Source organism: Flavobacterium ardleyense, from assembly GCF_042686085.1.
Taxonomy (GTDB): Bacteria; Bacteroidota; Bacteroidia; order Flavobacteriales; family Flavobacteriaceae; genus Flavobacterium; species Flavobacterium ardleyense.
The window spans coordinates 305,733-330,929 of record NZ_JBHUOL010000012.1; the positions used below are offsets into that span (position 1 = coordinate 305,733).

Below are 25,197 nucleotides of genomic sequence, written 5' to 3' on the forward strand. Positions count from 1 at the left end.
AAAAAAGACTATGAAAATTAATTATTTAAAAATATTTTTCGTTTTAGCTCTTTCAACAAGTGTATTAACTAGTTGCGTAAGCGAAGACGATTACTCAATCCCTAAAACAGTAGATTACGCTTTATCAGAAAGTTTTAATGATATTGGAACTGGAGCTGGATCAACTGAAGTGGCAATTGAATTAGATGGATGGGTGAACTTTAATACCTCAAACTCACGCCTATGGGTTGGTAAACTTTTTAGCAATAATAAATTTGCTGAGTTTTCCTCAAACTTTTCGGCTTCTGGCACATCAGATCAAACTTGGTTAATTACTCCTGCAATTGATTTAACAGCTACTACATCTCCAAAATTATCATTTTCTACTTTAACTAGATATGGTAATGGATATCCATTAAAAGCAATGGTATCCACAGATTATGATGGTACAACAGCTGGAATTGCAACGGCTACATGGACCGAACTAAATTTCGTTAAACCAACTGCAGATGACGTATCTGTAAGAAGTGGCGCTATCAGCTTAAGCAGTTATACAACGAGTGATAATGTGAGAATAGCTTTCAAATACACTGGAAGCAAGTCAGGAGTAAAAACAACTTTACAGCTAGATAATATTAAGATTGCTAAAAACTAAAGATATGAAGAATCTAAAAATAATTGCAACAATTGCATTTATAGCAACACTTTCAAGTTGTGTAAATGGAGATGATTATGGAGGGCCAGATGAAATTTGTGTATCTATAGACAAAACAAAAGAAGTTAGTGCAATAACAAATATTGCAACGGGTACACCAGAACAATATACAACAGATTTAGAACTAGTTGATTACATTGAAGCTTACGTTACATCAAGTGATGAAGGTGGTAATATCTACAAATCTATCTCTATGATGTCTTTAGACGGATTAAAAGGATTTAGTATGCCAGTTGATAATTACAACTTATATACAGAATTTGAACCAGGCAGAAAAGTTACTATAAAACTGGACAATAGCGTTTATTATAACAAACAACAAGGTTCAACTGTAATTGGAGCATTATTCAGTGGCAACGTTGGAAGATTATCTGGAATTCAATATAAAGATGTAATTCTGCGCTCGTGCGAAAAAGTTGATGAAGAATCAATCGTTAAACACCTAACAATTGCGCAGGCTAAAAACGATCAATACTTAAACATGTTGATTGAATTTGACGCTGTTCAATTTGCAGATGCATCAGTAGGAAAAACTTATTTCGATAAAACCCTAAATCCAGTTCCTACTTTTACTGCTACAAATCATAATATACGTGACGCCTCTGGCAACACAATTACTGTAAGAATAAGTGAATTTGCAAATTTTGCTACCAAAAAAGTTGCTACAGGAAATGGTAAAATTAGAGGAGTTTTAACAAAATTCAGCGGTGCATATCAATTTATGGTTAGAACTGAAAAAGACATCCAGTTAACAGGAGACAGAATTGACACCACTATTCCAACAGATCCCATAGATCCAACAGCGCCTACTAACTTATTATTTGCAGGTTCTGATTTTGAAAATTTTACAACTTTGAACACATCTCTTAACAGCTTCGGACTTCAACCATATGCAACGCAAGGCATAGGAACTGGTGCTTTAGGTACAAATTCACTTTATTTAAATGGAACTGCACCAATTAATGAATATGTGTTTACTGCTTTAGCTGCTTCACATGGCACTATTCCTGCAAATCCAACAAAAATTACTTTTTGGGTAAAAGGAACTTCAGCAAAATCACTATCAATCAATATAACTCGATCTACTGGCGGTTATGATGTATTTAATCTAGATAACTTATCAACCACTGCTGTCGTTTTAAACAAGACAGCATTAAATACTAATGGAAACGGAAACGGAGTTAACTCATACACTGGAAATATTAACACCAACGGACAATGGGTAAAAATCACGTTAAATATAACTGGCATTACAATTAACTCATCTAATACAGGAGATATGTTTGCATTGAAAGTTGGAAAAGATGCTTTATATAATTTACATATTGACAATATAGAAATTCAGTAAAACGATATTTATTCTACTGTTAAAGGCTATTCTTAATTGAGTAGCCTTTTTTTATACAATTAAAATAAAATTTCTAATAAATGCCATAATAAGAGTCGGTTTATTTTTACTTCAAATTCCGTATCTTTGTAATCTTAAAGATAATATATGTTAGAGAAAGAAGTAATTGACTTTGAAAAATCAATAGTTGTAGGAGTTGTAACGCAAAACCAAAATGAAGAGAAACTGAACGAGTATCTTGACGAATTGGAGTTTCTTATATTCACTGCAGGCGGCCAAGTGATCAAACGCTTTTCGCAAAAAATGGAAAAACCGAATCCAAAAACATTTGTTGGAACAGGAAAACTAGAAGAAATAAAATATTACATCAGAGACAACGATATTAAAACCGTTATTTTTGATGATGAACTCTCGCCATCGCAATCAAAAAATATTACACGCGAATTAGAGTGTAAAGTACTAGACAGAACAAATCTTATCTTAGATATTTTTGCACAACGTGCCGAAACTTCTTACGCAAGAACCCAAGTGGAATTAGCTCAATGCCAATATTTACTTCCAAGACTGACAGGAATGTGGACGCATTTAGAACGTCAAAAAGGGGGAATTGGAATGCGTGGACCTGGAGAAACAGAAATTGAAACCGACAGACGTATTGTTCGTGATCGAATTGCATTATTGAAAGATAAAATTAAAGCAATCGACAAGCAAATGAACACGCAGCGAAGTAATCGTGGTGCAATGGTAAGAGTTGCAATTGTAGGGTATACGAATGTTGGAAAATCAACATTGATGAATGCTGTTGGAAAAAGTGAAGTTTTTGTAGAAAACAAACTATTCGCTACACTTGATACGACTGTTAGAAAAACCGTAATTAAGAATTTACCATTCCTTTTAACCGACACGGTTGGGTTTATTAGAAAACTACCAACACAGCTTGTTGATTCGTTTAAAAGCACATTGGATGAGGTTAGAGAAGCTGATTTGCTACTTCACGTTGTAGATATTACCCATCCTGAATTTGAAGAGCATATTGCTTCGGTAAATCAAATTTTGCAAGATATTAAATGTGCGGATAAACCTGTGATTATGGTTTTCAATAAAATTGATATCTATAATCCCGTTCAGTTTGACGAAAATGACTTGAACGTAGAAAAAACTTCTAAACATTATACCTTAGAAGAATGGAAATCTACGTGGATGAGTAAAATGGGTGAGAACAACACTTTATTTATTTCGGCAACGGAGAAAGACAATTTTGAAGAATTTAGAGAAAAAGTATACGAAGCCGTTAGGGAAATTCATATTACAAGATTTCCATACAATAAGTTTTTGTATCCAGATTATAAAGACGCTGTAGAAAATGAAAAAGACCTCGATTGAGGTCTTTTTCATTTATATAAAATGGGTTAGATTAGAAACCATAATTTAGTCCTACACCAATAACTTGTTTTGTTTGAAATCCTCGAAAAGCATTATCGTCGTAAATCGTTTGAAACGCTAAATTAGTCGATAAATACTTGTTGATTTTCATTACAATATTTAGTTGGTAGTCGATATCAACATTTTTTGCATCTTCTAAATAGTTAGAATATAAGTTCAATGTATTTTCAACAGAAACGTTTTCCATAATGTTGAACTTGTAATAGCCATTGATCGCAGCTCCTAATTCATATCTTGATGTATCGCCTTGTTCCACACCAAAAGAAGAACCTAAATCTGTGAAATGTTTGTGAACCATAATTAATTTTGAAGTTGCCGGAGCAAAATTCACTTTTAAATTATCGCTTTTTTTCCATAACATACCTGGTCCAAATTGAAAGTAAGCAGGTGAAAAGAAATGTGAAATTTTGAAACTTTGAGTCGCTGGATCTAAACCAGTATCCATTTGTGTTTTAAAATTGAAAAAAGCAGAATAAAACCATTCGCCAGTAGCTCTTTTTCCTAATAAAGAATTCAATTCAATTCTATCATCTGTTTTTTGAGTGTCAGCTCCTTTTATTTTTGTTAAACCGTAAGAAACAATCCATTTGTTATCCCAGTTCCAATCACCATTTTTGTAATTAAAATCATAATTAATTCCTAAGTTTCCAGCGAAGTTATTTTGACCTCCCGCTTGCCAGTTACTAAAAGAAGATTGATTGGCTAAAAGTGTAAAAACTCCTTTTCTTGTCCAATGCTTAACAGTATCATTCGAAGTTTCTTGCGCGAAACCTAATGTACTTACAGCTACTAAAAGCAATAAAACTCTCTTCATTTGTTCTTTATTTTAAATTTTGAAAGTGCAAAAGTACCAAAATTACCAAAAACAAAAAAATTAAAGCGCAAAAGCCTAGAATCGACCTCGTATTTTTACTTCTTGAAAAGCGGAACAGCCGAACAAGCCTCACCAAACATAATACTTCGCGCTACTTTGATTAACTTTTGAATCGCTAAAGTATATACCTGATTCGGAACTTCTTTTTTTGAACAACCTTTCAAAATTACTGGTTTTTGAAAATAGTCAGTATAATCTAATTTGTTCAAAACATCTTGATACCAATCGATAATACCTAATTCTTTAGTTCCGTGAATTACTTTTAAAGCATAAGGAGCTAAGTGAACTGTAACCAAAGCATAAGTCCAAGCCGGAAGAATCGCATCTGTAGCGCAATAAATTGCAACGTATTTATCTTGATAAGCCGACCAATCTGTGTCTTTCAAATGAGCTCTAAAATCTGATTCTTTCAGAAGAAAACCTTCCAACAACCATTGGGAAATATCTAAATCAACCACGTGTTCATCAGGATAGTAATCTTCTAAATCGAAAACCAACAACGAACTTTGTGCTACCTTATTTATAATTTCTTTTTCCATATTATTTTATTGATATCCTTCCGCCTGAAGCGTGAATAATTTCGAATATAACTTATTATTTTCCATCAATTCTTCGTGCGTGCCTGATTCTAAAATTCTTCCTTCTTCCAGCACGATAATGCGATCTGCTTGACGAACCGTACTAAATCGGTGTGAGATAATTACACTAGTTTTATTTTTAATTAAATGAATGAAACGTTCAAAAACTTCGCTTTCTGCTTTTGCATCTAAGGCTGATGTTGGTTCGTCTAAAATCATCACCTCAGCACTTTTCATATAAGCTCTCGCCAAAGCAATTTTTTGCCATTGACCACCTGATAATTCTTGACCTTTTATAAATCTCTTTCCAAGTTGTTGTTCGTAACCCAAAGATAATTCTGCAACTACTTCATCGGCCAAACTTAATTGTGCCGCTTTTTCAATGCGTTCTTGATTGTCTATTTCTTCTATTTTTCCAATAGCAATGTTTTCTTTAACTGTAAATTCATATCTAAAGAAATCTTGAAACAGCACTCCGAAATAAGCTTGATAATCCTTTTTATTATACCGATTTATATTAACGCCGTCTAAAAGGATTTCTCCTGCAGTTGGTTCATAAAACCGAAGTAATAATTTAGTCAAAGTCGTTTTTCCAGCTCCATTTTGCCCGACGAAGGCAATTTTTTCTCCTGCTTTAATTGAAAAACTAACTCCTTTTAGGATTTGATTATCAGATTCGGGATAAGAGAAATACACCTCTTTAAATTCGAAGCCTTTCAGAATTACTTTTGGCAACGGAACATCTTCTTTTGTTTTCGGCTCGACCGAAATATCAATAAAGTCGAAATAATCTTTTAAGTAAAGAGAACTTTCAGAAATTCGTGTAAATCTTGAGAAAAAATCTTGCAAATTCTTCATCAATCGATTAAAACTTCCCGAAAGGAAAGTCAATTCACCTAAAGTAATTACACCAGATAAAACGCGATAAATAATGAAAACGTAAGCTGCATAATAACTTAAAGAACCCAGTAAGTTAAATAAAAAGCCATAGCTCGAACGTTTAATTACCAACGATTTATTCAGTTTGAAATACTTAGTTGCTAAACTTTGAAAACGATCCACAATAAAATCGGTCAAGCCGAAAAGCTTAATTTCTTTTGCGGTTTTATCATTAGCTCCGATGTATCTTAAGTAATCTAATTCTCTTCTTTCGGCTGTCCAACTTCTCGCTAAAGAATATTGTTGTTGGCTGAAGCGTACTTCATTTATAAAAGATGGGATAATACTTAAAACCAAAAGAATAATCAGATAAGGTTCGAAGTAAATTAATCCTGCAACTAGAGTTAATATCGAAATAGTATTTTGGGCTTGACCCAGAACATTTGACATTAAATCCACACGACCAGCAGTTTGTGTCCGCGCACGATCTAATTTATCATAAAACTCAGAATTTTCAAGCAGACTAATATCGATCTCATTGGTTTTTTCAATGATTTTAACAGAAGTTTTGATGTTGTATTGATCACCTAATATTCCATCGGTAAGCGAAATAGCTCTACTTACTAAATCAGAAAGGACAACTAAAATAAATTCAATTAAAACATACTTCCAAAGTTCCGAAAAATCCTTTCCTCCTTCTGTAGTAATACGAATAATTTCATCAATAATAATTTTTCCAATCCATAGAATTACCACGGGTAAAAAAGCTGCTATTAATCTGCAAAACGAAGCAATTAAAAACAGCTTTTTATTGGTTTGCCAAATTTCCCTAAAGAAACGAGGGACATAACTTAGCGAATTAAAAGAATCTTTTAATCCTATTTTTTTTGAATCATTTAATGATTTCGGTTGAAAACGTGCCATATTTATAGTGTTCAGTGTTCAGGTATTAGTGTTCAGTAGTAAAACTGCTTACTAATTACTGAACACTGCCAACTGGTTTTATAGCATTCCCAATTCTAATTTTGCTTCTTCGCTCATCAAATCTTTACTCCAAGGCGGATCAAATGTAATTTCTACTTCGCACGATTTCACTACATCAATAGATTTTACTTTTTCTTCCACTTCCATAGGCAATGTTTCTGCCACAGGACAATTTGGTGAAGTCAAAGTCATTAAGATTTTAACATCGTTGTCTTCATTGATCATTACATCATAAATTAAACCTAATTCGTAGATGTCTACAGGGATTTCTGGATCAAAAATTCCTTTTAAAACTTTAACTACGTTTTCTCCTAAATTGCTTGTATCGTTATATTCTTCCATTTTTTGTTTTTAAACATATAAGTCATATAAGTTACTATGATTTATATTATAATTAATTATTCCGTTATCTCTATTTTAAATACTTCTTAATCCCATAATGCTTGATATAATTTATTTACATAGGTTTGTTGACCTTCGTAAAATATATTTTTCACATTAAAATTTATCATTAAACCTATTGGAACTTCTAATAAGTTCATATAAGTTAAAATTTGAGCTTCAAAAACGGGATTCATTTCTGAAACTGCTTTTAATTCAACTACTAAAATGTTTTCAACCAATAAATCGCATCTAAGTTTGGTTTCCAAATCAAAACCTTTATAAATGATTGGAACAGCACATTCAGAAACAAATTTAATACTTCTTAATTCCAATTCCTTCATAAAGCATTGATGATAAACTGATTCTAACAAACCTGGTCCAATACATTTATGCACTTCAATTGCAGCACCGTTAATTTGATAAATTAAATCTTTTAATTCCGACTTTGTTACTTTTTTCATGGCTTATATTATATTTATTCATACTATTATTTTGGCTTATAATTAATCTTACTATTTACTCTTATAAAACTTTAATGTGTGGTAGTTATAATTTTAAAACTTATCTGACTTATATGTTTTTAAAATTAAACCCTATTGCTGTCTTGTTTGAAATGCCAAAGCATACAATTTAATCTGTTTAATCATCGAAACCAAACCGTTTGCTCTTGTTGGTGATAAATGTTCTTTTAATCCGATCTCGTCAATAAAATCGGTATTAGCGTCTAAAATAGCTACCGCAGATTGATTTGAAAAAGCACGAATTAAAATTGCAATAATTCCTTTGGTTAAAATAGCATCACTATCTGCCGTGAAAATCACTTTTCCATCTTGCTCTTCTCCGTGCACCCAAACTTTTGACTGACAGCCGCGGATGATATTTTCATCAACTTTATAGTTTTCATCAATCATTGGGAGTGTTTTTCCTAATTCGATAATGTACTCGTAACGTTGCATCCAATCATCAAACATTGAAAATTCATCAACTATTTCGTTTTGTATTTCTTTAATTGTCATTCTTAATCTCTTATTTTTTTGTTGCTTTTAAAAGCAATTTGTTGTCACTGTCAAAAAGTGATATGGTTTTATCTTCTAATTGAAAATTGTTCACTTCAGAGGCAATTTTCATCCATGTGGATTCATAGTCCATTTCATTCTGACAATATTTTCTAGTCGCTGCTAATGCACCAATTGAAATTGAACTATCGTTTACTTCATAAGTCCCTGAATATAAGTTACAACCCATAAAACCTGAAATTTTATCTTGCTCGAAGCTAATAAAATAGTCTTTATCTTTTATATCTTTCGATAACAATGATTCTACAGAATAGCTTCCTGCAATTGGATTTTTAACTACTGAATTATCTGCTAATTCATTAATATAATCAACAAATTCCTTAATCTGTGCTGGCGGAATGGTGTGGTCAAAACCTTTTGTAGTATATTTTTTATCTTTTACTGTAATTGTCATGTCAGCGTGCGCTTTCCCATCGTGAGCTCTTTCCATCGTTGCTCCTTCTAAATCATTAAAAGTTTTCAAATCAATTTTAGCATACAGATCCGCAATTTTATTCCACTGTTCCTCACTCAAAGTAACCGCCGCTGGATTTTCATCTCTGTTACTAACCACCGTAAACTTGCCGTTCTCAATTTCAATAACTCTGTTGTATCCCCTTGAATTAGCACCATAAGTGATTTTAACATCCTTTAAATCCTGTTCCTGCGCACAGCCATTCGATAAGAATACTGCTAAAAAAATTGTAATCATTGCTTTCATAATTTTGCTTTTTTTAAGATAACATCATGTGTGCTTTTTTAACCGCTTCTACAAAGATATCAATTTCTTCCTTTGTATTATAAAAAGCAAAACTTGCTCTTATTGTTCCAGGAATATTGAAAAAATTCATAATAGGTTGGGCACAATGATGGCCGGTTCTAACCGCTATTCCTAACTTATCTATAATTGTGCCAATGTCATATGGATGAATTCCTTCGATATTAAATGAAATTACCGATGCCTTATTTTCACTGGTTCCATAAATAGTTAACCCTTCAATTTCTAACAGACGCTTGGTCCCATAATCTAATAATTCTTGTTCATAAGACGCGATATTTTCAAAACCAATCGAATTCATATAATCAAGGGCTGTTCCTAAAACAATTCCACCTGAAATATTTGGCGTTCCTGCTTCAAATTTATGCGGTAAGTCAGCATAAGTTGTTTTTTCGAACGTCACTTCTGCGATCATTTCGCCTCCGCCTTGATAAGGTGGCAATTTTCGCAACCATTCTTCTTTTCCATATAAAATTCCAACACCGGTTGGTGCACAGATTTTATGACCAGAAAAAACGTAGAAATCGCAATCCAAAGCTTGAACGTCTGGTTTTAAATGCGGTGTTGCTTGTGCTCCATCAATCAAAACGGCCGCACCAACTTCATGAGCTTTTTTAATAATATATTCTATCGGGTTAACCGTTCCTAAAGCATTAGAAATATGGTTAACCGCAACAATTTTAGTTTTATCGGAAAGTAATTTGTCATATTCTGCCATAATTAATTCCCCTTTTTGATTCATTGGAATAACTACTAATTTCGCACCCGTTCTTTCACATAGAAATTGCCAAGGCACAATATTACTGTGGTGTTCCAAAGCAGAAACCATAACCTCATCGCCTGCTTTTAATAAACTTCCAAAACCACTGGCCACCAAATTTATTCCGAAAGTAGTTCCCGAACAAAAGATGATTTCATGATTGTGTTTTGCATTAATGTGATTTTGAATCGTATTTCTAGAATTTTCGTACGCATCCGTCGCCAATTGACTCAATTTATGAACACCACGATGTATATTAGCGTTAATTTCGGAGTAATATTTAGAAATGGCATCAATGACCACTTGAGGTTTTTGCGAAGTAGCTCCATTATCAAAATACACCAAAGGTTTTCCATTCACTTTTTGTGAAAGAATAGGGAAATCGGCTCTTATTTTTTGAACATCAAACATATCTAATCAATTTGATTACAAATTTACGATATCATTGTTTATAATTGGAATAAATAAAGGTTAAAATGGTATTAAAACATGTAAATACACTTTGTAAAACAAAACCCTTATCCTTTAAATCAGCTTAGATTTACTTTTATAAAAATAAAATCAAAAAGTTAGTAAGTGAAATTATGTTTTAATAACTATTTTTGAAGATAATTTAATTAAAATTAAGATGATTAAAATCAATTTAAAAGTTGTAGCTTTATTCTTTTTTGCTGTTATTACGTTGTATTCGTGTAGCACCGATGACAAAGAAACACCCGTGGATTATGGTATTTCAACAGGGAATTATTTTCCTTTGGTGGAGAACAATAAATGGTGGTATACAGAAAATAATGAGATGAGTCTTCTATACATAGGAGGAGTGTTAAATTTCAACAATGTCCCTTATCACCGTTTATTAAATAGTGATAGTGATTATCCAGAGTGGATAAGTAAACAAGGAGCGTCTTATTTTAAAAAAACGGGACAAGTATTAGTGCCTGCTCCCAATGGAGCAACTGTTGAAATTGGCGAATACGAAATAAAAATATTAAAAGATGATGTTGATGTTGGTGCATCGTGGATGGGTTCGCCCCAATATAGTGTGCGTGTTTATAACGGCGGATCTCCGCAATCTGTTCCTGCAACGTTACGCTACACTGGCACTATTTTAGAGCGAGATGTAATAGAAAATATTAATGGTGTTACTTATAGTAATGTTATAAAAGCGAATCTAAATATTGTACAAGTAGTAAATTCGCAGACCACAACTATTGAAACCAACTATTGGTTTGCAAAAGATATTGGTATAATTAAACAAAGTTTAAGAAGCAGTACAGATAACATAACCCGAACTATGATTTTAGACAATTATGAACTCAATTAAGTTGAAAAAATTAATTAGTAAAGTATATTCATATTAGAAAAAATTGTGTTAAGTATCTTGACACAATCTTTTTTATTAGAAAACTAAAACTTCTCTCCTGCTCCACCACCACTAAATCCACCACCACCAAAATCCATTGGACTCGAATTTGCAGGCGGAGGAGTCGTTGCATTTGCGACTGTCAGTAAAACTTGAGCATTTAAAAGAAACGAATTATTAGTATCTCTATCCGGTTTAAATGTTACACCTTCCGTTTTATTTTTTAATATTTGAATGCTGAAATACGCTAATCCAAAGAGTAAAATTCCACCTATTACCATCACATATTCTAGAGGTAAAATGGAGTAATAATACCGAATAGACGAATATCCAAGAACTAAAGTAATTAGTCCAGCGTATAAAATTATTTTGTCCTTTCTTTTTATACCGAAGAAGAAATAAACCAATGGAATTAAAAACGTTAAGCAATAAAAAATAACTGCAAAAGGAATATCAGACTCAAGACTGACGTCTAAATCCATTAATTCTGAAGCAATTTCTCTTACTACTAAGTAATTTACGGCTAAGTAACCCAATAACAAAGTTAGCATACGAATGACGTCCAAAGTTTTAAAATAAGGATATAAATTTTGATTCTTTCGAAAATAAACTGCTGTAAGATATACTACCACTGCAATGATGAAACAAAAAAATGAAAGATAAAACTTTGGTAGTAAATCGTTTTCAAGTATTGCAAACACAAATAATCCTAACAAACCAATATAAGCGAAAACGGCAGAAATAGTATGCATAAATCGGATAGCGAAAAACAAACCAAGTATGATCATAAAGACGAATACAGGGAAAGGTGATTCTGAAGCAATTCCAACTCCGATTAAAAAAGCAATTTGTGCAATTATAATAAAAGAATCGTCTAATCCGTGTCGGAAAAATTTCATTTTTACTAAAATTTCCAATCCCACATAAGCGACTATAGCATAGAAAAAAGCCATAATTTCAAAACGTTCGGTTCCCATCGAAAATAGTACAACAGAAAAAGCACCGATTACAGTTGAAAAGAGAAAGATTCCCAATAAGAAGAATAAAAAACGAAACAAAATATTATTGTTGAATTTCAGCTGGTTCAATTTCTTTTTTAATTCTTCCAAACGTTCTTTTGACAAAAATTTCTTAACGTACAATTTTTCAGCTTCTTCTGCTAAAAAATAGTTTTCTAATTCAGTTTTATTATACGCTTGCATCTTTCTCTTTATTAAATTTTCGGACTAATCTGATGAACATAAAAATACTGGCAATTACATAGAATGGTGCTAACACAAAAAGCAACTCATAAAACATATCAAAAGGTAACTCTTCCAACAATTGACCGCCAATAATGTTGAACCCAAAATAAGAATAGAGCAACATAAAGGCAAAAATGGAAGTAGCATAGATGCGATGACTTAATTTGTAAAAATAGTAGGTAAATCCAACAAGAATTGGTATAAACACAAACCAATATTCTGACAATAAACCAGATAATAGACACAATCCCGTCAAATGCAAAGCAAAAGAAGCGAAGACAAAATGAAAGTGTGCTTTGATTTTTTCCTTGAGCGAATATTCCATCCAAACCAACAACAAAATTCCTAAAGCTAATCCAGAGTAGGTTAGATTTAAACTCGAATAGATTTCATTATTTAACATACGTTGTGGCGTAATACTAATCCCGATGAAGGCTGTTAAACTTGTAATCGCCATAGAAAGCACAATCCGATTGTCAAAATAATAAGCTACACCAAAGCACAAGACAGCAGAAATTAAGGAAACATAAGCATAAGATTCATCAAACAAAGCAAATTGATAATTCGCGTAGCCTAGAAAAATACAGGCTAATAAACTTCCGGTTAAAACAACATAATCGTATAGTGGATTGTCGAAAAAAACTTCTGAATTATGATATCCTTTAGCGTTTTTAAATGCGAAGTAAAAACAAACCAACATCAGAATTAAATTCAACGAAATAATTGCGATATGCCCTATGGAGTCAATATTATTGTACACCATTATTCCAATTCCCGAAGTAAAAGAAATTACTGCAAAATAAACCAGCAACAACAATTCACTTCGTAAAGAAAAAATATTCTTTTGCTGATAAGCCGCAACCTCATCTAATTGGTCTTGACTCAAAAGATCTTTTTGATGCAGTTTTTTCAACAATAAGTTGGAGAAATGGTGTGTTTCCATAAGCTTTAATTTGATTAAAGATAACAAAACTAGCTTACCAATAATATATAAATAATAAAAACCGCTCAAAAAGCAGTTTTCGATTCAAATACTGTACTAAATCTATAAAAAAGTAAAGGCATATCCTAAGTTAAGTGTTAAAGCCCGAACTCCATCTGGAAATGAGAAACCATGATTATTAATTTCAATAAACACACTTTGCATATTATCCTTTTGAGTAGTATTTCCTAGCGATTGTATATTTTCTTAAAAATCCTTTATAATTTTCGGGACCAACTTGAAAGCTTTTACCATACCCAAAGGAAAAAATTAGTTTCGTATTTTCTCCAATGTCAAAAGCCACTTTACTATCGAAATAAATGGGAAGTATTCCGGTTTTATGTCTAAAATTACCTTCTATACCCGTATGTAATCCAAAAAACAAAGATTCTTCTTCATTGTGAATTCCTAATCCGCCTCTAAAACTCAATCCTCCAAGAGAAATAATCTTAGAATTACCATCTTCGTCTTTAACTAAAAAAGAAGTAATAGCTCCAACTTCACCTTCGTAATATACATTATCTTTAAAAAACTGTGCATGAACAAATTCAGTAGTTAATACCAATATAAAAACTAAATAAAATTTCTTCATGCACGGTAATTTCTATAAATCAAATCCCATATTAACGCCTAATTTATTAGCGATAATACGTGCGATTTTAGATCTTAATTCTGGTATTTTAATGCTTGATGTTACCTCGTTTGTAAAAGCATACATCAATAACGCTTTCGCTTCTTTCTGTGGAATTCCACGTTGTTGCATATAGAACATAGCATTTTCGTCTAATTGCCCTATAGTACAACCGTGTGAACATTTTACATCATCAGCAAAAATTTCCAATTGTGGTTTTGCGTTGATTGTAGCTTTATCGCCTAATAAAATGTTATTATTTTGTTGGAAAGCATCCGTTTTTTGTGCTTCTCTTTCCACGTAAATTTTCCCGTTGAAAACACCTGTTGATTGACCATCTAAAATTGTTTTATAATTCTGATGACTTTCACAATTTGGCGTTGCATGCTGCACTAAAGTATGATGATCGACGTGTTGTTTATCGCCAATAATGGTAATTCCCTTCATCGTAGAATCAATTCGTTCGCCTTGATGATAGAAGTTTAAGTTGTTTCTTGTAATATTTCCACCAAATGAAAACGTATGAACTATAACTCTACTTTCTTGCTTTTGAGCGATGTAAGTATTGTCAATTAAATTCGCTGTTTGTACATCGTTTTGGATCTTATAATAATCAACGATAGCACGTTTTTGAGCAAAAATTTCAGTAACTGAATTCGTCAAAACTGGATTCGAATTCAAGCTTTGGTGGCGTTCCATAATTTGAACGTGTGCATTTTCACCCACGATAATCAAGTTACGAGGTTGCACCATTAAAGCAGCTTCCGTTCCTGTAGAGAAATAAATAATTTCAATTGGTTTTTCAACCACTTTGCTTTTTGGAATGTTAATATAAGCTCCTTCTAATGAAAATGCGGTGTTTAAAGACGTTAAACTGTCGTCCTTATCAGCAATTTGATTGAAATAAGTATCGATTATCATTTTGTATTTTGGTTTTGTCAAGGCCGAAGCCATCAAACAAACATCCAAACCTTCGTGGGTCGTTGAAGACAAGAACGAACTAAAAATTCCGTCAATGAAAACAACTTTATAAGTGTCTATTTCGTGTAAAAAGTATTTTTTAACTTCTTTAAATTCAATTGCATTTTCTTTCTTCGGGAAAACCGAAAAATCATTTTTTAAAATTGAATTTAGTGAAGTATATTTCCAAGATTCCTCTTTTTTAGTAGGGAAACCTTTATTTTCAAAGTTTTTTATGGCTTCGCTTCTAACATCGTGAAGTTCAGAATGTGCATCAATCTTTTCTTCAAAAGCCATAAACGAGGCAATCATTTTATCTCTTAATTCCATAATTATTGTTATCGGTTATTAGTTATTAGTTGTCCGGAAATACCGGAAAACAGAGAACTGACAACAGTTTAAACCAACTCGTTTTTAATCCAGTCGTATCCTTTTTCTTCTAACTCTAAAGCTAATTCAGCTCCACCACTTTTCACGATTTTTCCGTCCATTAAAACGTGAACAAAATCTGGAACGATATATTCTAACAAACGTTGGTAATGCGTAATAATTAACACCGCGTTGTTTTTACTTTTTAATAAATTTACTCCGTTGGCAACAATTCGAAGTGCATCGATATCCAAACCTGAATCTGTTTCATCTAAAATAGCAAGTTTTGGTTCTAACATCGCCATTTGGAAAATCTCATTACGTTTCTTTTCACCACCCGAAAAACCTTCGTTTAATGAACGGGATAAAAATTTTCTATCCATTTCTAACATTTCCGATTTTTCACGGATCAATTTCAACATTTCGTTAGCCGGCATATCATCCTGACTGTTTGCCTTACGTTTTTCGTTGATTGCTGTTTTGATGAAGTTTGTTACCGAAACTCCTGGGATTTCAACTGGATATTGGAATGATAAAAAGACACCTTTATGTGCTCTTTCTTCTGGCTTTAACTCAGAAATTTCTTCGCCTTCTAAAAAGATTTCTCCTTGGCTCACGTCGTAATTTTCATTTCCAGCTACGATTGATGCTAATGTACTTTTTCCGGCACCGTTTGGTCCCATTATAGCGTGTACTTCACCCGCTTTAATTTCAAGGTTTAATCCTTTTAATATTTCTTTATCGGCAACACTTGCGTGTAAGTTTTTTATTTGTAACATATTAATTGTAATGTCCTTTTAATGACAATATATTTAAGATTTGTATTGTGTTCTCGTCTGTTATTTCATAAATCAATCTGTGTTCTTTGTCAATTCTTCTCGACCAAATTCCAGATAGATCGTGTTTTAATGCTTCTGGTTTTCCAATTCCTTCAAAAGGATGTAATTGAATGTCTTCAATCAAAGCATATATTTTTTTCACTATACCCTTATTTCCCGATTTTAACCAAAAAACTAAATCTGCTTTCGCTTTATTGGAAAAATCTATTTGCATAATTCTTTCAACTCGTCCATTGTCATTCTAACCCCTTTTCCATCCTTAATGCTTTGCTGAGCCTCTAAAATTTCTTTTACAAATTCGGGATTGTATGGTTTTTCTGGTTTTTCAACAATTTCAAAACCAAGTGATTTCGCCAGTGATTTTAACACAGGATAATCTTTTTTCTTTACGTTTTTTAAAATTATATCCATAATTATTATAATTTATCGTTCTTTCAAATTTACAAAAAAATTATCCTACTGAACCTTCCAACGAAATTTCTAACAATTTCTGTGCTTCTACAGCAAATTCCATTGGTAATTTATTCAACACTTCTTTACTAAATCCGTTTACGATTAAGGCAATTGCTTTTTCGGTTGGAATTCCACGTTGGTTGCAATAAAACACTTGATCTTCACCAATTTTTGAAGTGGTTGCTTCGTGTTCAATTTTCGCCGAAGCATTTTTACTTTCGATGTATGGGAAGGTATGTGCTCCACAATTGTTACCCATTAATAATGAGTCGCACTGTGAGAAGTTACGTGCATTTTCTGCTCTAGCACCAATTTGTACTAAACCTCTATAACTGTTTTGTGATTTTCCAGCTGAAATACCTTTTGAAATAATGGTTGACCTAGTGTTTTTACCTAAGTGAATCATTTTTGTTCCGGTATCAGCTTGTTGGTAATTATTGGTAACTGCAATTGAGTAAAATTCACCTATTGAGTTATCACCTTTTAAAATACAAGAAGGATATTTCCAAGTTACTGCAGATCCTGTTTCTACTTGTGTCCAAGAAATTTTTGCGTTTTTCTCGCACAATCCTCTTTTCGTTACGAAGTTATAAACTCCACCTTTTCCGGCTGCGTTTCCTGGATACCAGTTTTGAACCGTAGAATATTTAATTTCTGCACCTTCCATCGCAATTAATTCAACAACCGCTGCGTGTAATTGATTTTCGTCACGACTTGGAGCCGTACAACCTTCTAAGTATGAAACATAACTATCTTCATCTGCAATTAAAAGTGTGCGTTCAAACTGACCCGTTCCACCTTGATTGATTCTGAAATAAGTTGATAATTCCATCGGACAACGAACACCTTTAGGAATATAGCAGAAACTTCCATCTGAAAATACTGCCGAATTCAATGCTGCGTAATAATTGTCTTTTTGTGGAACGATTGTTCCTAGATATTTTTTAACTAATTCTGGATGTTCTCTAATTGCTTCCGAAATAGGACAGAAAATAATTCCTCTTTCGTTTAATGTTTTCTTGAATGTCGTTGCTACTGAAACCGAGTCAACTACAATATCAATGGCCACATTATTCATTTTCTTTTGTTCGTCCACCGAAATACCTAACTTTTTATACATCTCTAAAAGTTCTGGGTCAACATCTGATAATTTCTTATTTGGATCCGCTTGTTTTGGTGCCGAATAATAAGAAATCGCTTGAAAATCCGGTTTTTCATAATGAACGTTTGCCCATTCTGGTTCTTCCATTAGTTCCCAAGCTCTGAAGGCTTCTAATCGCCATTCGGTCATCCATTCTGGTTCTTCTTTCTTTTGAGAAATAGCACGAACCACGTCTTCATTCAAACCAATTGGAAAAGTTTCAGCCTCTAATTCGGTATAAAACCCGTATTCGTACTCTTTATTTTCTAATTCGACTTTTAAATCGTCTTCTGTATATTTTGCCATAGTATTATAATCAAATTAACCCGAGTTTTTAACTTTTCAGGTTATTAAACATTTACATTGAGAAACTCTCTCCGCAACCACACGTTCGGGAAGCATTTGGATTGTTAAATACAAATCCCTTTCCGTTTAAACCGCCCGAAAATTCTAAAATTGTTCCTGCTAAGTACAAGAACGATTTTTTTTCTACGGCTATTTTTACATTATTATCTTCAAAAACCTTATCGTTTTCACCAATTCCTTTGTCAAATTTCAAGTCATAAGACAATCCGGAACAACCGCCGCTTTTTACACCAACCCTTACGAAGTCAACGGAAGCATCAAAACCATCTTCTTGCATCATAGCAATAATTTTCTTGCTTGCTGTGTCAGAAACTTTTATCATCCTTATTTTGATTTTGTCTAAATTAACGACAAAGATATGTTATAAATTGCTTTTTACAAAAGTTGCTAACAAATTTATAACTTATAGAATCATAGTTTCTGTTTATAGGATTTTTTGTAATTTAGCTGAAAATATATTTATAATGAAATTACATCCTATAGAAGCAGGAAATTTTAAATTAGACGGTGGTGCGATGTTTGGCGTTGTTCCGAAGACGCTTTGGAACAGAACCAATCCGGCTGATGAAAACAACCTAATTGATATTGCGGCAAGATGTTTGCTAATTGAAGATGGAAATCGTTTAACGCTTATTGATACAGGAATGGGTAATAAGCAGTCTGATAAGTTTTTTGGACATTATTCGCTTTGGGGTGAACATTCTTTAGATAAATCACTTAAAAACGCAGGCTTTCATAGAGATGATATTACCGATGTTTTTATGACGCATTTGCATTTTGACCATTGTGGTGGAAGTGTCAATTGGAACGCCGGAAAAACAGGTTTTGAAGTAGCTTTTAAAAATGCTAAATTCTGGACAAACGAGAATCATTGGAAATGGGCAACCGAACCGAATTCAAGAGAAAAGGCATCATTTTTACACGAGAATTTAATTCCGATGCAAGAAAGTGGTCAGTTAAATTTCATTAATAGACCAGAAGGCGATTTTGGATTTGCAGACGAAATGGGATTTGATGTTTTTTATGCCGACGGTCATACCGAAAAACAAATGATTCCACATTTGAATTATAACGGGAAAACAATCGTTTTTTGTGCAGACTTATTAGCAACTTCTGGTCATATTCCAATTCCATATGTAATGGGTTATGATACAAGACCACTTTTAACAATGGACGAAAAAACAAAATTCATGAACACCGCCGCTGAAAACAACTATTATCTTTTTTTAGAGCACGATGCGCATAACGAAATCATCACGGTCGAAAAAACAGAAAAAGGTGTAAGGTTAAAGGAAGTTTTTACTTGTGCCGATGTTTTAAAATAAAGTTAAAAAGACAATATAGTTGTAACAAATAGAAATCCATCCGACTTATAAATAGAAAATTAATTGTAATCATGAAAAAAAATTTCAGACCACTTTATTTAAGCTTAGCTTTTGCATTCGCACTTGCTAGTTGTGGAACACAAAAAATGGTTTCAACTCAGGTTGAAAACATTGACAACTTACCTCTAAAAATTACCCCTTTAGCTGAAACAGACTTACAACGTTGGAGTCACTTAGATTTAGTAAAAGACACTGTTCCTGGAATGAGTGTTGATAAAGCTTATAAGGAACTACTGAAAGGAAAAAAAGGAATTAAAGTAATTGTAGGAATCGTAGATTCTGGCGTAGATATTAATCACGAAGATTTAAAAGGAGTTATCTGGACCAATAAAAAGGAAATTCCTGGAAATGGAATTGATGATGACAACAACGGATTTATTGACGATGTGCACGGTTGGAATTTCTTAGGAGAAAGTAATAATGAGCAGTTAGAAATGACTCGTATTGTTAAAAAAGGTCCTGGAACCCCAGATTATGACAGAGCAAAAGCAAAGTTAGACGAAGAAATAGCAGCAATGCAACCTAAAAAACAGCAAGTAGATTTTATTTTAAATGCTGACAAAACGCTAACAAATCATTTTAAGAAGAGCAACTATTCTTTAGAAGAAGTAAAGGCAATTAAAACGGAAGATACAGGTCTTAATCAGGCGAAAACATTGCTTACTCAAATTTTGAGTACTGCAACAAAAGCTGAGTTTGAAAAAGAAATTGAAGGATATAAGGATTATGTTTATGGTCAATTAAACTACAATTTGAATGTTGAGTATGATGGTCGTTCTATTGTTGGAGATAATCCAAACGATATCACGGACACAAAATACGGAAATAACAATGTAATAGGATCTGATCCTAAAGATGCAAAGCATGGAACGCATGTAGCTGGAATTGTTGCGCAAGTTAGAGGCAATAAAAAAGGTGGTGATGGTGTTACAAACAATGCTGAAATCATGACTATTAGAGCAGTTCCAAATGGTGATGAATACGATAAAGACATCGCATTAGGAATTCGCTATGCGGTTGATAATGGAGCTAAAGTAATCAACGGTTCTTTTGGAAAATATTTCTCTCAAAACAAAGAATGGGTTATAGACGCTATGAAATACGCTGCTTCTAAAGATGTTTTGATTGTTATTGCTGCTGGAAATGATTCTGAAGACTTAGATGTAACCAACAAATATCCAAACGATACATATGACGGAAGTCCTGAGTTTACTAATAATGTATTAATGGTTGGAGCACTTTCTCCAAGTTATGGTACGAAAATGGTAGCTGGTTTTTCAAATTACGGTAAAAATAATGTAGACGTTTTTGCTCCAGGTGAGAAAATTTACGCTACAACTCCTTTAAACACTTATGAGTATTTAGCTGGAACATCAATGGCTTCACCGAATGCGGCTGGAGTAGCAACCTTAATTCGTTCTTACTATCCTAAATTGTCTGCCGTACAAGTAAAACAAATTATTATGGAAAGTGGAACGCCTTTAAAAAACACAGTTACAGTTGGAGAAGACAAGCACAAAGCAAACTTTGCCGATGTATCTAAATCAGGTAAAATTGTTAATGCTTACAACGCTTTAATTTTAGCTGAAATAATGTCGAAAAAATAACATTTTCACAGATTACTATAAATCCAAAACCTACAGGTTGTAAAATTCTTGTAGGTTTTTCTTTTAAAAAAATTGATATGAAAAAAATACTTTTTGTTTTAATTACTACGATGGGCTTCGCGCAAAACAATCCGAATCCAGGTTATTGGCAACAACACGTTGACTATAAGATGGATGTGAAGATGGACGTGAAAAAATTCCAATATACCGGAAAACAAGAAATTGTTTACACCAACAACTCTAACGACACGTTGCGAAAAGTATATTATCATTTATTCAACAATGCTTTTCAGCCGGGAAGCGAAATGGACGCACGTTTACAATCAATCAGCGATCCGGACAAAAGAATGGTGAGAACCTTCAAAAAGGAAGGAAAAGACATCAAAGAAAGTAGAATTAGCACTTTAAAACCAAATGAAATTGGCTATTTAAATATCGCTAACTTCAAACAAGATGGTGCTGTAGCTACAACCAAAGTAGTGGGAACAATTTTAGAAGTTACTTTAGCGAAAGCCATTTTACCAAAACAAAAAACTACGTTATCATTGGATTTTGAAGGACAAGTTCCTTTACAAATTCGTCGTTCGGGACGTATTTCTGAAGAAGGCGTAGCTTTATCAATGACACAATGGTATCCAAAATTATGTGAATATGATTTTGAAGGTTGGCAAGCTGATCCTTACATCGGTAGAGAATTTCACGGTGTTTGGGGCGATTTTGATGTGAAAATCACTTTAGACAAAGAGTACACAATCGGTGGAACTGGTTATTTACAGAATAAAAACGAAATTGGTCACGGTTATGAAGATGAAGGCGTAAAAGTGGAACATCCGAAGAAAACAAAAACTTTAACTTGGCATTTTGTAGCACCAAATGTGCACGACTTTGCTTGGGGAGCGGATAATGAATACGTTCACGATATTTTAATTGGTGAAAACGGAGTGGAATTGCATTTCTTCTACAAAAACAAGGAAGATAATTTAGAAAATTGGAAAAAAATGCAACCTAAAACAGCTGCTCTTTTATCTTTCTTCAATGAGAAAATCGGACCTTATCCTTATAAGCAATATTCAGTAATTCAAGGTGGTGATGGTGGAATGGAATATGGAATGAGTACTTTAATTACTGGAAATCGTTCGTTTGGAAGTTTAGTTGGAGTTACCGCGCACGAAATGGCACATTCTTGGTTTCAATTTGTGTTAGCGACTAACGAAACCAAACACGAATGGATGGATGAAGGATTTACATCTTATATTTCTGATTTAGCGATGGACAAAGTATTGCCTCCAAAAACACCAAAAAACACATTTGAAGATGCTTATAAAAATTACATTTATTTAGCGAAATCTGGGAAAGAACAACCTTTATCAACACATTCTGATCGTTATGATTTGAATATGGCTTACGGAATCTCGGCTTATAGTAAAGGAGAAGTGTTTTTAGCACAATTAGGTTATATCATTGGACAAGAAAACTTGGATAAAACCATCAAACGTTATTATCAAGATTTCAAATTTACTCATCCAACACCAAATGACTTCAAAAGAACGGCTGAACGTGTTTCGGGTGCGAATTTAGATTGGTATTTAGTAGACTGGACCTTGACAACAAATACAATTGATTACAGTATTAAAAGTGTAGCAGAAAATAAAAAGAAAACTGCTGTTGTGTTAGGACGTAAAGGAAGGATTCCGATGCCTTTAGATATTATGGTAGAATATACTGATGGATCTAAAGAATTATTCTATGTGCCACACACAATGATGCGATGGGAAAAACCAAATCCATACAAAGAAGTAAAAAGTACGACTTTGAAAGATTGGGGTTGGGCACATCCAACATTTACTTTTGAAATTGGAAAACCAAAATCAGACATTAAATCGATTGTTATTGATCCAAGTGGTTTGATGGCCGATGTGAATAGAGAAGACAACACCTATTCTAAATAATTATTTTTAAAAGCCGATTCTCAGAGTCGGCTTTTTTTATACCTTTGCAGCATGAATTTTACTTATCCCAATCACGAAAAATTAAAAAGCAAAACCACTATTGATTCGCTCTTTTCTGAAGGCAAATCGGTTTCAAAATATCCGTTGCGATTGGTCTATGTGGAAAACACTGAACCCAATGCCGAAGTAATAAAAATGGGCGTTTCGGTCTCTAAAAAATACTTCAAAAAAGCAGTAGATAGAAATTATTTCAAACGCATTCTTCGTGAAACTTATCGTTTGAATAAAGCTATTTTATTAGAAGAGAACGAGAAGAAATATGCCTTGATGTTTTTCTATCAAACCAAAGACCGCCTTTCGTATGAAGAAATCGAACTAAAAACAAAACAACTTTTTCAAAAATTCATTGATTTACCAAAGTAAATTGGAACAATAGTTCCCTTTTTGTTTAATATTATTTACTTTCGTAACATAGTATTAATCAACAAGTAAATTTATGAACCGTTTTTTCAGCAAAAAAATAATTATTCCCGTTATAGCTCTTACATTTCTATTTATTGGAGTAAGTTTCAAGAACGATTTTTTTGAAATTGCGAAGCAAATAGAGATTTTTACTGGCGTTTTCAAAACTGTAAATCAGAATTACGTGGATGAAACTAATCCGGGTGAAATGATGGACAATGCTATAAAAAGTATGTTGAAAGAATTGGATCCTTACACTACTTTTTTCAACGAACAAGATGTTCTGAAATTTAAAATCAACAATACTGGCGAATACACCGGAATTGGTGCTATGGTACAACGCAAAGATGGAAAGGTAATTTTAAAAGAAATTTACAAAGGATTTCCTGCCGATAAAGCCGGGTTTAAAGCAGGTGATGAAATTACACAAATTGGTGATATCAATTTGAAAGAATATACGGAAGATGCTTCTCAGTTATTTCGTGGTGCTAAAAACACAAATATTATTATAAAATTTATCCGTCAAGGAAAAGTGCAAACTGCCACTATTATTTTAGATGAAGTTGAAATCAAAGCGGTTCCTTATTATTCTCTTTTGAAAGATAATGTAGGTTATATCGTATTGACAAAATTTACGGAAAAAGCGAGTGCCGAAACCAAAACTGCTTTATTAGATTTGAAAAAACAAGGAGCTACAAAAATCATATTGGATTTAAGAGGAAATCCAGGTGGCTTATTGCATGAAGCTGTAAATATTTGTAATTTATTTGTCCCAAAAGACGAATTGATTGTAACCACTAAATCTAAAAACCCAAAACACAATCACATTTATAAAACTAAAAACGAACCCGTTGATTTAGAAATTCCGTTAGTAGTTCTTGTGGATGGAAAAAGCGCTTCGGCATCTGAAATTGTATCAGGCGCTATTCAAGATTTAGACCGTGGTGTAGTTATGGGAAGTAGAAGTTTTGGAAAAGGATTAGTACAACGACCTCTTAATTTATCGTATGGTACGCAAGTAAAAGTAACTATTTCTAGATATTATACCCCTTCTGGAAGATGTATTCAAGCTCTAGACTATGCTAAAAAAGACGAAAATGGTAAAGCAATTAAAAAAGCACAAAGCGAATTCAATGCATTTAAAACAAAAATAGGGAGAACCGTTTATGATGGCGGCGGTGTTCTGCCAGACGTAGAAATCCAAGAAAGTAAAACCGCAAACATCACCGATGCCGTAGTGCAAAAAGACATCGTTTTTAACTTTGCAACCCAACTCTATTATAAAAATCCGAATGCAGCAGGAATTCCAGCGGTTTCTGATGCTGATTTTGCCAATTTTAAATCGTACTTAAAACAAGAGAAAATTAGTTTAGACACAGAAACTAACAAGGCCTTGAAAAATGTCTTAGAAAGTGCTAAAAAGGAGCATATCGACACACAGATTGCCACTGAATACAAACAATTAGAGAAAGCCTTGGATCGCAATCAAGAAATTGAATTAGAAGCTAACAAAAATCAAATTAAAAAATTACTTCAAGAAGAATTGATTATTCGCTATCAATATCGCGAAGGGTTATATGATTTTTATACAAAAAACAATATTGAGATTGAAAAAGCAATTGCACTTTTAAATAACTTCACTGAGTATAAAACGGTTTTAAAAAAATAA

26 protein-coding genes are annotated in these 25,197 nt (G+C 33.0%); 9 read left to right on the top strand and 17 right to left on the bottom strand.

The window, feature by feature from the left end:
• Positions 1 to 10: 10 nt before the first annotated feature.
• The 3 genes from ACFSX9_RS07065 (at position 11) to hflX (ending at position 3,425) form a co-directional block, all read left to right on the top strand.
• Positions 11 to 634: a choice-of-anchor J domain-containing protein gene (locus ACFSX9_RS07065; RefSeq protein WP_379806069.1), complete on the top strand. Its 624-nt coding sequence runs from the start codon at positions 11 to 13 to the stop codon at positions 632 to 634.
• A 4-nt stretch (positions 635 to 638) separates the two neighbouring features.
• Positions 639 to 2,042, top strand: coding sequence for a DUF5689 domain-containing protein (locus ACFSX9_RS07070; RefSeq protein ID WP_379806071.1), 1,404 nt, complete (start codon positions 639 to 641; stop codon positions 2,040 to 2,042).
• A gap of 147 nt (positions 2,043 to 2,189) precedes the next feature.
• On the top strand, positions 2,190 to 3,425 hold the full coding sequence (hflX, locus tag ACFSX9_RS07075) for a GTPase HflX (RefSeq protein WP_379806073.1): 1,236 nt from the start codon (positions 2,190 to 2,192) through the stop codon (positions 3,423 to 3,425).
• Between the two features lie 31 nt (positions 3,426 to 3,456).
• Here hflX and ACFSX9_RS07080 read toward each other — a convergent pair whose 3' ends face one another.
• From ACFSX9_RS07080 to ACFSX9_RS07115, 8 genes are all read right to left on the bottom strand, one after another.
• Positions 3,457 to 4,299 (bottom strand): DUF3078 domain-containing protein, encoded by an 843-nt coding sequence (locus tag ACFSX9_RS07080; protein WP_379806075.1) that lies wholly within the window; start codon positions 4,297 to 4,299, stop codon positions 3,457 to 3,459.
• 95 nt (positions 4,300 to 4,394) lie between these two features.
• Positions 4,395 to 4,898 carry a DUF2480 family protein gene (locus tag ACFSX9_RS07085; RefSeq protein ID WP_379806077.1) on the bottom strand — a complete coding sequence of 168 codons (504 nt, stop codon included), beginning with the start codon at positions 4,896 to 4,898 and terminating at the stop codon, positions 4,395 to 4,397.
• 6 nt (positions 4,899 to 4,904) lie between these two features.
• Positions 4,905 to 6,740 (bottom strand): ABC transporter ATP-binding protein, encoded by a 1,836-nt coding sequence (locus ACFSX9_RS07090; protein ID WP_379806079.1) that lies wholly within the window; start codon positions 6,738 to 6,740, stop codon positions 4,905 to 4,907.
• 78 nt (positions 6,741 to 6,818) lie between these two features.
• Positions 6,819 to 7,142: an SUF system Fe-S cluster assembly protein gene (locus ACFSX9_RS07095; RefSeq protein ID WP_379806081.1), complete on the bottom strand. Its 324-nt coding sequence runs from the start codon at positions 7,140 to 7,142 to the stop codon at positions 6,819 to 6,821.
• A gap of 86 nt (positions 7,143 to 7,228) precedes the next feature.
• Entirely contained in the window at positions 7,229 to 7,645 is a 417-nt protein-coding gene (locus ACFSX9_RS07100) for a GxxExxY protein (protein WP_379806083.1), read from the bottom strand.
• Positions 7,646 to 7,777: 132 nt separating this feature from the next.
• A complete protein-coding gene (locus ACFSX9_RS07105; RefSeq protein ID WP_379806085.1) occupies positions 7,778 to 8,200 on the bottom strand; it encodes a SufE family protein in 423 nt (140 codons plus the stop codon).
• Positions 8,201 to 8,210: 10 nt separating this feature from the next.
• A complete protein-coding gene (locus tag ACFSX9_RS07110) occupies positions 8,211 to 8,951 on the bottom strand; it encodes an META domain-containing protein (RefSeq protein WP_379806087.1) in 741 nt (246 codons plus the stop codon).
• 22 nt (positions 8,952 to 8,973) lie between these two features.
• Positions 8,974 to 10,188, bottom strand: a complete 1,215-nt coding sequence (locus tag ACFSX9_RS07115) for an aminotransferase class V-fold PLP-dependent enzyme (protein WP_379806089.1) — start codon at positions 10,186 to 10,188, stop codon at positions 8,974 to 8,976.
• 217 nt (positions 10,189 to 10,405) lie between these two features.
• Here ACFSX9_RS07115 and ACFSX9_RS07120 point away from each other — a divergent pair, with 217 nt between their 5' ends.
• Entirely contained in the window at positions 10,406 to 11,101 is a 696-nt protein-coding gene (locus tag ACFSX9_RS07120) for a hypothetical protein (RefSeq protein ID WP_379806091.1), read from the top strand.
• A gap of 83 nt (positions 11,102 to 11,184) precedes the next feature.
• Here the strand turns inward: ACFSX9_RS07120 and ACFSX9_RS07125 are convergent, their stop codons facing one another.
• From ACFSX9_RS07125 to ACFSX9_RS07165, 9 genes are all read right to left on the bottom strand, one after another.
• Positions 11,185 to 12,342: a hypothetical protein gene (locus ACFSX9_RS07125; protein ID WP_379806093.1), complete on the bottom strand. Its 1,158-nt coding sequence runs from the start codon at positions 12,340 to 12,342 to the stop codon at positions 11,185 to 11,187.
• Entirely contained in the window at positions 12,329 to 13,327 is a 999-nt protein-coding gene (locus ACFSX9_RS07130; protein ID WP_379806095.1) for a DUF2157 domain-containing protein, read from the bottom strand. The genes ACFSX9_RS07125 and ACFSX9_RS07130 overlap by 14 nt, the downstream gene beginning before the upstream one ends.
• Positions 13,328 to 13,532: 205 nt before the next feature.
• Positions 13,533 to 13,958, bottom strand: coding sequence for a hypothetical protein (locus ACFSX9_RS07135; protein WP_379806097.1), 426 nt, complete (start codon positions 13,956 to 13,958; stop codon positions 13,533 to 13,535).
• A gap of 12 nt (positions 13,959 to 13,970) precedes the next feature.
• Positions 13,971 to 15,287 carry a Fe-S cluster assembly protein SufD gene (gene sufD, locus ACFSX9_RS07140; RefSeq protein ID WP_379806099.1) on the bottom strand — a complete coding sequence of 439 codons (1,317 nt, stop codon included), beginning with the start codon at positions 15,285 to 15,287 and terminating at the stop codon, positions 13,971 to 13,973.
• Between the two features lie 68 nt (positions 15,288 to 15,355).
• Positions 15,356 to 16,105, bottom strand: coding sequence for a Fe-S cluster assembly ATPase SufC (gene sufC / locus ACFSX9_RS07145; protein WP_379806101.1), 750 nt, complete (start codon positions 16,103 to 16,105; stop codon positions 15,356 to 15,358).
• A 1-nt stretch (position 16,106) separates the two neighbouring features.
• Positions 16,107 to 16,379 carry a Txe/YoeB family addiction module toxin gene (locus ACFSX9_RS07150; protein ID WP_379806103.1) on the bottom strand — a complete coding sequence of 91 codons (273 nt, stop codon included), beginning with the start codon at positions 16,377 to 16,379 and terminating at the stop codon, positions 16,107 to 16,109.
• Complete coding sequence (locus tag ACFSX9_RS07155; protein WP_379806105.1) at positions 16,370 to 16,576, bottom strand: DUF2683 family protein; 207 nt, start codon at positions 16,574 to 16,576, stop codon at positions 16,370 to 16,372. The genes ACFSX9_RS07150 and ACFSX9_RS07155 overlap by 10 nt, the downstream gene beginning before the upstream one ends.
• Before the next feature lie 40 nt (positions 16,577 to 16,616).
• A complete protein-coding gene (gene sufB / locus ACFSX9_RS07160; RefSeq protein ID WP_379806107.1) occupies positions 16,617 to 18,065 on the bottom strand; it encodes a Fe-S cluster assembly protein SufB in 1,449 nt (482 codons plus the stop codon).
• Between the two features lie 52 nt (positions 18,066 to 18,117).
• Complete coding sequence (locus ACFSX9_RS07165) at positions 18,118 to 18,447, bottom strand: HesB/IscA family protein (protein WP_379806109.1); 330 nt, start codon at positions 18,445 to 18,447, stop codon at positions 18,118 to 18,120.
• 142 nt (positions 18,448 to 18,589) lie between these two features.
• Between ACFSX9_RS07165 and ACFSX9_RS07170 the strand changes: the two genes are divergently transcribed.
• The 5 genes from ACFSX9_RS07170 (at position 18,590) to ACFSX9_RS07190 (ending at position 25,197) form a co-directional block, all read left to right on the top strand.
• Positions 18,590 to 19,450: an MBL fold metallo-hydrolase gene (locus ACFSX9_RS07170; RefSeq protein ID WP_379806111.1), complete on the top strand. Its 861-nt coding sequence runs from the start codon at positions 18,590 to 18,592 to the stop codon at positions 19,448 to 19,450.
• A gap of 71 nt (positions 19,451 to 19,521) precedes the next feature.
• The gene (locus ACFSX9_RS07175; RefSeq protein WP_379806113.1) at positions 19,522 to 21,117 is read left to right on the top strand and encodes a S8 family peptidase; all 1,596 of its coding nucleotides are present in this window, start codon (positions 19,522 to 19,524) and stop codon (positions 21,115 to 21,117) included.
• A 77-nt stretch (positions 21,118 to 21,194) separates the two neighbouring features.
• A complete protein-coding gene (locus tag ACFSX9_RS07180) occupies positions 21,195 to 23,066 on the top strand; it encodes a M1 family metallopeptidase (RefSeq protein ID WP_379806115.1) in 1,872 nt (623 codons plus the stop codon).
• A gap of 51 nt (positions 23,067 to 23,117) precedes the next feature.
• Positions 23,118 to 23,489: a ribonuclease P protein component gene (gene rnpA, locus ACFSX9_RS07185; RefSeq protein ID WP_379806117.1), complete on the top strand. Its 372-nt coding sequence runs from the start codon at positions 23,118 to 23,120 to the stop codon at positions 23,487 to 23,489.
• A gap of 73 nt (positions 23,490 to 23,562) precedes the next feature.
• Complete coding sequence (locus ACFSX9_RS07190; RefSeq protein ID WP_379806119.1) at positions 23,563 to 25,197, top strand: S41 family peptidase; 1,635 nt, start codon at positions 23,563 to 23,565, stop codon at positions 25,195 to 25,197.